Source organism: Candidatus Dactylopiibacterium carminicum (assembly GCF_014736495.1).
Lineage (GTDB): Bacteria > Pseudomonadota > Gammaproteobacteria > Burkholderiales > Rhodocyclaceae > Uliginosibacterium > Uliginosibacterium carminicum.
The window spans coordinates 1-7,240 of sequence record NZ_MDUX01000097.1 but is presented as its reverse complement, the minus strand read 5'-3'; the positions used below and the strand labels follow the sequence as shown (position 1 = coordinate 7,240).

The window sequence follows — 7,240 nt, the reverse complement described above, 5'->3', positions numbered from 1 at the left end:
TCGATGTGGGATTCGACTATGCATAGCGCTTGACGGCCAAGACGGTTGCTCAGTCTGCCAAGCGAGACGCGCTTTCTCGATGCATGGCGTGCAGGGGATACCGACTTCCCGTTCTGCCCCTGCGCCAGCATTCATCTCTACACCGCTTACCTTCGATGGTACAGAGAGAACGGCGTGCGCAACCCTCGCGAATCGAACCAGTTCCTGGGCAAGGTCGCCCGCATACCTGGGTGGGCCAATGACAACACCTGGGTCTATGACAGCCTCTACTTCAGCGGCCAGCCGCGCAAGCAGCGCATGGTGATTCCGGATCGCGCCGAACTCGAAAAGTCTGGCTACTCGCCCACTGATTCAAACAAGCAGCCTGTCGCCACAAAAAGCCAGTGGCTCACCGTCGGGTACTTCAAATTTCAGGGTGCGATGAATGCCCGGGAAGAGGTCGCCGCGTGATGGAACATATGGAACACACCATGGAACACCACAGCGCCATTGAAAACCCTTGCGGAAAGGGCAATGAAACGTATGGAACACATGGAACACACCTCCCGCATGTGGGCGCGCATTGGCGCATACGCACACATACGCGCCCCCGCGTGTGTGTGCGTGGTTTTTCGCATGTTCCATGTGTTCCATATGTTCCATATAAAGAAAAAACAAAAACTTGCAATGTAAAGACCTGTTCCAAAGCCTGTTCCATTGCCTGTTCCACCGGTTTGAACGAAGGTTTTCCTGTGGATCATCCGATCACCCCCGAAGAATCCCGCCGCGCCCGCGAAATCTGGGCACAGATGGACCAGGACATGCGCGAATTCGTCACTGCACTGGTGGATCTGGGGTTGGTGGAAGGCCGGCGCGGTCTCGCCCAGGCGCGCATCGCCATCCATCCTGATCGGCTCGATACGAGCGACGGCGTCACCCCAAACATCCCGACCCGAGAAGAGCGGGAAGCCATCGAGGCCGCCCGCGGGCGCAACAAAGGAGGTAGAGCATGAGCCAGAGCGAGTTCCTCACCCAGGCAGAATTTGCCCGCCGGCAGGGGTGGGCGCGCAGCTACGTCACCGAACTCAAGCGCGCCGGCCGGCTGGTGATGGATGCCGACGGCAAGCGCGTCGATCTGACCGCCTCGCTGGCGCTGATCCGGCAGACCGCCAGCCCGGACAAGGCCGCAGTGGCGGCCCGCCACGCCGAAGAGCGGGGCGAGTCCCGCGGAGAATCGCGCCCCGACGATGGCGAGCAGGACGCCGACCCCGGCAAGCCGGAATACCAGGCCGCCCGCGCCCGGCGCGAAGAGGCAAATGCCGGCCTGGCCTGAAATAACGCTTGCGAAAGAAGCCGGGCTACTGGTGGAAGTCGCCCAGGTAGAGGCCGCGCTGGCGGATGCCGTCATCACGCTGCGCGCCTCCCTCGAAGGCATGGGCGCCATCCTCGCGCCGCAGCTCGCCGCGGAGAGCGATCCGCACGAAGTCCGCCTGCTCGTCGATGACCACGTGCATCAGGCGCTGACCAGCGTGTCGGCCAGGTTCGCCAAGATGGCGCAGGGGGTGGCCTGATGCGCTCTATCTCCGCGCCGTTCGCCAGCGCCCACAAGAAGCTCTTCGGTCGCCTCGCGCGCAGCATCGCCCCGCGCCGCCCTACACTTGTCAGCGAATGGGCCGAGCAGCACCTGCGCCTCTCCAGCAAAGCCAGCGCCATCCCGGGTGAATTCCGTCTCGCGCGCAACCCGCTGCTGCGCGAAATCATGGATACCCAATCCGTGCGCTCACGGGTGGAGGAAGTCGTCGCCCGCCTGCCCATTCAGTTCGGCAAGTCCACCATCGAGCAGGCCGTGATCGGCTACGCCATGTGCGAGGATCCCGGCCCGATCATGGTCTGCCTGCCCGGCGAGGTCAGCCTGGATAAATTCGTCAATCAGAAGCTCAACCCGCTGATCGAAGAAACCGACGCCGTGCGCGAAGTGCTCGGCAGCCTCTCCAGCCGGGATGCCGCCAACACCAAGTATTTCAAGGAATTCCACGGTGGTCAGCTCTACATGGAGCACGCCGGCAACCCCAAGCGTCTCAAATCCACCAGCGTCAAGCGCCTGCTGCTCGATGAGTGGTCCAGCTTCGCCAGCTCGCTCACCTCCGGCGATGATCCCGGCGAACTCGTGCGCGGTCGCACCTCCGCATTCCCGCATCTGGCCAAGACCATCAAGGTCGGCACCCCCGAGATTGCCGGCGCCTGCCGCATCACGGCGGATTTCGACGAATCCGATCAACGCTGGCCACACGTGCCATGCCCCCACTGCGGAAACTACCAGCCACTGCAATGGAAGGGACTTCACTGGGATCTGCACCCCATCACCGGGCGCGTGGCGCGGGCCTACTACGTTTGCGGCGGTGAAGATGGCTGCGGCGCCATCATCGAAGAGCACCACAAGACAGACATGATCGCCAGGCACCGCTGGGTGCCGCACAACCCCGGCGGCATCCGCCGTGGCTACCACGCCAACTGCCTCTACTACTCGCGCGGGCTCGGCCCGGACTGGGCCACGCTCGCCCAAATGTGGCTCGATGCCCAGGGCGACCTCGCCAAGCTCAAAACCTTCATCAACGACCGCCTCGCCGAGCCCTGGGAAGACCCCACGCTGCGCAACGTCAAGCACAACATCCTGCAGGACCGCGCCGAAGCCTATCCGCTACGCGTCGCCCCCATGCCCATCTGCTTCGTCACTGCCGGCGTCGATACGCAAGATAGCCGCCTTGAGCTGCATCTGGTCGGCTGGGCCTGGTCGCGCGGCGGGCTGCGCGGCTGGACGCTCGACTACATCGTCCTGCCCGGCAATCCGGCCAACCAACAGGTATGGGATGACCTCACCGCCTACCTCAACCGCCCGGTCATCCATGCCAGCGGCGCCACGCTCCCCATCTCTGCGGTCGCAATCGATGGACGTGGCCACCGCACCAAGTATGTCAAGGGCTACGTCCAGCGCCGCGAGGTCACGCGCCCCATGTGCATCTTCGGCGCCAAGGCCATCAACGCCCCGGTGCTCGGCCGCCCCAAGTACGAAGACATCAAGGTCGACGGCAAGACCGAGAAAGAAGGCATCCAGACCTGGGCCGTCGGCACCATCGAAATCAAGAACGAGCTTTACCGCACCCTCGGCGCTGATGCCAAGCTGGATCCAGACCTGCGTCGCCTCCACTTCCCTGCGCTGCCCAAGGAATTCTTCACCGGCATGGTCTCCGAAGTGTTCAACCCGCGCACCGGCCGCTACGACTGCAAGCGCGGCGTGCGCAACGAACCCATCGATACCTGGGGCTACGCCTACGCCGCCGCCCACCACCCGGAACTCCGCCTGCACCGCCTCAAGCAGCACGAATGGGAAGCCGCCCACGCCCGCATCATGCAGGCAGCCCCCGCATTGCCGCCGGATGTGCCGCCGCAGTCGGATCAGACGCCGGAAGCCGCACCGCAGCAGCCGGCTGCCCCCCAGAAGCATGCGCAGGCGCCCGCGCGGCGCCGTAGCGCGCGATCCAGTTACATCTCAGGGAGATGAGCCCATGGCAGACCTGACAAAACCCAACGGCCTGGCCGAAGACCTCGGCGCCATCCTCGGCTTTGAAGCCACCAGCCGGCTGCTAGCCGTCTATGGCGGCGGCACCCTCTACATCCCCAACGAAGCCAGCGAAAAGCACCCCATCGCCGCCGTGATCGGCCTTCCGGCCATGCGGCACCTGTGCGAGGAATTCGGCGGGCAGATCCTGAGAGTCCCGGAGCATGACGAATTCCGGCGCCTGCGCCTCGTCCGCAGCGTGGCTCGCCTCCTGTCCCTGGGCCTGTCGTATTCGGCGGTGGCGGATTCGCTCGGCGTCGCCCCCAGGCAGGTGCAGCGATACCGCCAGCAAGCCGAAGAGATCGGCCTACTGCCCTACGTCATGCAGGGCAGGGCGGGCGCAGGCGGCGGGCAGAGCGATCTGTTTGCCGCTGGCGAAGGCGGGCAATCCGGGGAAAAGCCATGATGCCTCCTCGCGTCCGGCTAGCAGTCGGCCTTCTTGCCGATCTCGAGCAAGACATCCTCCAGGCTGATAATCAGCCCGCCTCCTTCATTCCTCCTGACTTTTCGCGTGAATTCACTCAGGATGGTGAAGCTGCCTATCAGCAAGTGTCGGCGTCCCTCTCCCTGGCACTCGGAGATGACCATGTATTCGCCCTCTGGCTCAAGGTCGCAAATCACACGCAACCCACGCGCATGATTAACAAATCCTACGGGTGCGATGAAACCACGCCACTGCACTTCTTTCATCTCTTCGTCCAGGGCGTCATCCATTTCAATGTACAGGGTTTGGCCCTTGGAAATAGCATCCTCCAAGCGTTGGCGCTGAGCTTCTGTTGCATCGTTCAGTGGGGGCGTTGCCTTTGGGGCGCTGCCATGTCCGGCGGGTGCGGCATCCGCATTCACGAAACGGCGCCCATCCTGAAACTCAACCCAGCCAATTCGATCCAGCCGGTAGCGTTTTCGCTTCTCGCCCATCACCCTGGCCCCGACATACTGCTCATCGATTTGCAGCAGCAGCATCTCGCGCGCCTCGCCTGGCCGCGAGCCGCCGTTGTAGCAAACCAGAACCATCTCGCCGGACTCCGTCGCCGCCTGCAACGCCTCAAGCATCTTTGCATCCATGAGCATCCCATTGATGAAAAAGGGAAATATTACTCCGCCTTGATTCGCCGGCAGACGCTGGGCTACCATCACCGTGTCGCTGAAACAGCAGCGACCGGGCTTGGCGGCCTGATCAGTGGCGGCGATAAGCCGCAAATGCATTCGCAGTGCGGCTTTTTTGTCGCTTGGCGTGCCTCTATGGGCGGCCGGGCGGGAGGAGCCGCAAGGCTCGCCGGTAGCCGCTGCCGGTCCGCCAACTCCCGTTCCGGTCGCCCACCCTTCTTGGCGGAAGGGTAGGCGGTTAAAAACCGCAAGCGGAGGTTCACTATCATGGCAACAATCGTTCAAGGCGCGCCCGCGCCCGTCCTGTCTTTCCATTCCACCACCTTTCACCCGGTTGTTCGTGAAGGCCAGCTCTGGCTGACTGCGGCAGAGATAGCCCAGGCACTGGGCTATGCCAGAGGTACGTTCGTCAATCGTCTGTATGACCGCAACGCCGACGAATTCACGGATGCGATGCAAGGGGTCGTCAATTTGACGACTAATGGTGGCGAGCAGAAAACGCGCGTTTTCTCTTTGCGCGGTGCGCACCTCGTGGCCATGTTCGCCCGCACGCCACGCGCAGCGGAGTTTCGCCGCTGGCTGTTGGATGTCCTGGATCGGGAAGTGGCCTCGATGCCGGTGGTGGTCACGCCGGTGGAGCCTGAAAAACTCGGCCCGCCGATGGGCGATCGTACCCTGCGTCTGTGCCATCACCTGATCGACCGCCTGGAGCCGCTCTTTCGTGAAGATATCGCGGCGGTGCATGGGGCGGTGATGCAGGGCGTCCTCACCCGGTTCGGCTGCGACGCCGTGGCAGACATTCCAGCCAGCCAAGAGCCCAGGCTGCGCAAGTACCTGCAGTCAGCGTTCGAAACTTTCTCTTACTTCGTCTGCGCCCAGCGCGAGCTTCTGCTCAATTATCTGCGCCACATCGATGGGCAGATGGATTTTGAGTGGAGCGTGGATTGCAATACCCGGCGGCGCATGGAAAGGGCGATGGATGTGGTCGAAGTGGAGGATGTGTTTGCCGACTTCGGCAAGCACGCCCCCAGGCTGCCGAGCCCGGCCAAGGCCCCACCAGCCGGGCGCACTCGCTACCTCACGACGGTCGATCCGGATGAAGGCGGCTCGGTCGTTATGAAGCCGGTGCCTGATGGCGCCTTCGTGCGCACGCCCGAGCAGATCGTCGATCTGATCGAAGCCCGGGATGGATTCCCCCACGAGCTGCTGGTCCCCGTCATCCAGGCAGCCACCCGCCGGTTGTCGCAGAGGTAGAAGCGCGGCGGTGGACCACTCCCTCGGTGCCGCGTCGAGGGAGTATCAGGCCGCTGCCCGTTGCTTGATATGGCTGAGCTTGTCGCCCATTTGCCCCTCGGTCACGACCAGGTCGTAAGCGGTTTGCAGGTTCAGCCAGCTTTGCGCGTCCGTGCCGAAGAAGCGGGCCAGGCGCAGTGCGGTATCAGCCGAGAGGGCGCGCTCGCCCTTGACGATCTCGTTGATGCGGCGAGGGGGAACGTCGATTGCCTTGGCCAGGGCGTACTGGGTGATGCTCAAGGGGGTGAGCCATTCCTCCAGGAGGATTTCGCCCGGATGAGGCCATGCAACTTGTCGGGTCATGATGAACTCCTTAGTGGTAATCGACGATTTCAACCTGGCTGGCATTGCCGTCAGCCCATACAAAGCACACACGCCACTGCTCGTTGATGCGGATGCTGTACTGCCCGGCCCGGTTGCCTGACAGCGGCTCTAGGCGGTTACCCGGCGGAACGGCCAGAAAACTCAGTGCTGTAGCCGCATGCAGCTGAACCAGCTTGCGCATGGCGACCTTTTCGATATTGGCGAAACGCGCGATGCGCTTGCCATCGAACAGTGCTTTGGTGTCTGCACATCGGAAGTCAGTGATCATGTATAAACAATAACGCGATGCGTTAATAACGTCAAGTGTTATTAATGGCGAATGGAGCGCCGACGACAAACGTGCACAGGCGCAAACCTGACGCAATCCCCACCATGGCCTCCATCACTGATAGATGGAGGCGCCAATGCCCCGCTGCTCATGGTTTTCAGTTCAGGCACTCGCGCCGGCGGCGGCAGAGATCCGCATTCGCGGCATCATCGGCGACTGGGGGCTGACTGACGCCAACCTCATCGCCGAGATCGAGATGCTCGGCGATATTCAGGAAATCACCCTGCGGATCAACTCTCGCGGCGGAGGTCTGGCTCAGGCGCTAGGCATTTTCAACTATCTGCGAACGCATCCGGCGCGGATAGTCGCGTACATCGAAGGGGTTGCTATGTCTGCAGCAACCATCCCGATGATGGCTGCAGATCGCATCGTCATGCCCAGCAACACGCTGCTCATGATCCACAACCCGTTCTACACGGAAGATGACCTCCCGTACTTGAGCGAAGCCGCGCGCGAAGGGTTGATCGCGCATCGCGATGCACTCATTGAAACCTACGCGGCGCGCACGAACCTCGGCCGTGAAGAGCTCGGCGCATTGGGTCGCCAGCAGCGATCAGGCCAAGACTTGGCAGGTCGCCAACGACGCAAGCGGC

11 protein-coding genes are annotated in these 7,240 nt (G+C 62.7%); 8 read left to right on the top strand and 3 right to left on the bottom strand.

The annotated features are described in order from the left end of the window. Positions 1-174 precede the first annotated feature (174 nt). The 6 genes from BGI27_RS17220 to BGI27_RS17195 all read left to right on the top strand — a co-directional run bounded on the left by BGI27_RS17220 (position 175) and on the right by BGI27_RS17195 (position 4,001). Positions 175-450 (top strand): hypothetical protein, encoded by a 276-nt coding sequence (locus BGI27_RS17220; protein ID WP_095530294.1) that lies wholly within the window; start codon positions 175-177, stop codon positions 448-450. Between the two features lie 281 nt (positions 451-731). Next, positions 732-992 (top strand): hypothetical protein, encoded by a 261-nt coding sequence (locus BGI27_RS17215; RefSeq protein WP_095526016.1) that lies wholly within the window; start codon positions 732-734, stop codon positions 990-992. After that, positions 989-1,312, top strand: a complete 324-nt coding sequence (locus tag BGI27_RS17210; RefSeq protein WP_095526015.1) for a hypothetical protein — start codon at positions 989-991, stop codon at positions 1,310-1,312. Before BGI27_RS17215 ends, BGI27_RS17210 begins: the two co-directional genes overlap by 4 nt. Then, the gene (locus BGI27_RS17205) at positions 1,296-1,550 is read left to right on the top strand and encodes a hypothetical protein (RefSeq protein WP_095526014.1); all 255 of its coding nucleotides are present in this window, start codon (positions 1,296-1,298) and stop codon (positions 1,548-1,550) included. Before BGI27_RS17210 ends, BGI27_RS17205 begins: the two co-directional genes overlap by 17 nt. Next, positions 1,550-3,538, top strand: a complete 1,989-nt coding sequence (locus tag BGI27_RS17200; protein ID WP_095526013.1) for a phage terminase large subunit family protein — start codon at positions 1,550-1,552, stop codon at positions 3,536-3,538. Before BGI27_RS17205 ends, BGI27_RS17200 begins: the two co-directional genes overlap by 1 nt. Positions 3,539-3,542: 4 nt before the next feature. Continuing rightward, complete coding sequence (locus tag BGI27_RS17195) at positions 3,543-4,001, top strand: helix-turn-helix domain-containing protein (protein WP_095526012.1); 459 nt, start codon at positions 3,543-3,545, stop codon at positions 3,999-4,001. Between the two features lie 17 nt (positions 4,002-4,018). Here BGI27_RS17195 and BGI27_RS17190 read toward each other — a convergent pair whose 3' ends face one another. Next, positions 4,019-4,801, bottom strand: coding sequence for a hypothetical protein (locus BGI27_RS17190; RefSeq protein ID WP_095526011.1), 783 nt, complete (start codon positions 4,799-4,801; stop codon positions 4,019-4,021). A gap of 168 nt (positions 4,802-4,969) precedes the next feature. On the opposite strand from BGI27_RS17190, the gene BGI27_RS17185 reads away from it, so the two are divergent. Then, positions 4,970-5,956, top strand: coding sequence for a BRO-N domain-containing protein (locus BGI27_RS17185; protein WP_095526010.1), 987 nt, complete (start codon positions 4,970-4,972; stop codon positions 5,954-5,956). A gap of 45 nt (positions 5,957-6,001) precedes the next feature. On the opposite strand, the gene BGI27_RS17180 is transcribed toward BGI27_RS17185, so the two are convergent. Beyond that, a complete protein-coding gene (locus BGI27_RS17180; RefSeq protein WP_095526009.1) occupies positions 6,002-6,298 on the bottom strand; it encodes a HigA family addiction module antitoxin in 297 nt (98 codons plus the stop codon). Between the two features lie 10 nt (positions 6,299-6,308). Continuing rightward, positions 6,309-6,587 (bottom strand): type II toxin-antitoxin system RelE/ParE family toxin, encoded by a 279-nt coding sequence (locus BGI27_RS17175; RefSeq protein ID WP_095526008.1) that lies wholly within the window; start codon positions 6,585-6,587, stop codon positions 6,309-6,311. 136 nt (positions 6,588-6,723) lie between these two features. On the opposite strand from BGI27_RS17175, the gene BGI27_RS17170 reads away from it, so the two are divergent. After that, positions 6,724-7,240, top strand: a 517-nt coding sequence (locus BGI27_RS17170) for a Clp protease ClpP (protein ID WP_172425489.1), incomplete at its 3' end; no start/stop codon positions are given.

Excerpts from the sequence above, each read along its gene's own strand:
- BGI27_RS17210 (WP_095526015.1), top strand. The coding sequence starts at position 989 with ATGAGCCAGAGCGAGTTCCTCACCCAGGCAGAATTTGCCCGCCGGCAG.
- BGI27_RS17205 (WP_095526014.1), top strand. The coding sequence starts at position 1,296 with ATGCCGGCCTGGCCTGAAATAACGCTTGCGAAAGAAGCCGGGCTACTG.
- BGI27_RS17200 (WP_095526013.1), top strand. The coding sequence starts at position 1,550 with ATGCGCTCTATCTCCGCGCCGTTCGCCAGCGCCCACAAGAAGCTCTTC.
- BGI27_RS17195 (WP_095526012.1), top strand. The coding sequence starts at position 3,543 with ATGGCAGACCTGACAAAACCCAACGGCCTGGCCGAAGACCTCGGCGCC.
- BGI27_RS17190 (WP_095526011.1), bottom strand. The coding sequence starts at position 4,801 with ATGCATTTGCGGCTTATCGCCGCCACTGATCAGGCCGCCAAGCCCGGT.
- BGI27_RS17185 (WP_095526010.1), top strand. The coding sequence starts at position 4,970 with ATGGCAACAATCGTTCAAGGCGCGCCCGCGCCCGTCCTGTCTTTCCAT.
- BGI27_RS17180 (WP_095526009.1), bottom strand. The coding sequence starts at position 6,298 with ATGACCCGACAAGTTGCATGGCCTCATCCGGGCGAAATCCTCCTGGAG.
- BGI27_RS17175 (WP_095526008.1), bottom strand. The coding sequence starts at position 6,587 with ATGATCACTGACTTCCGATGTGCAGACACCAAAGCACTGTTCGATGGC.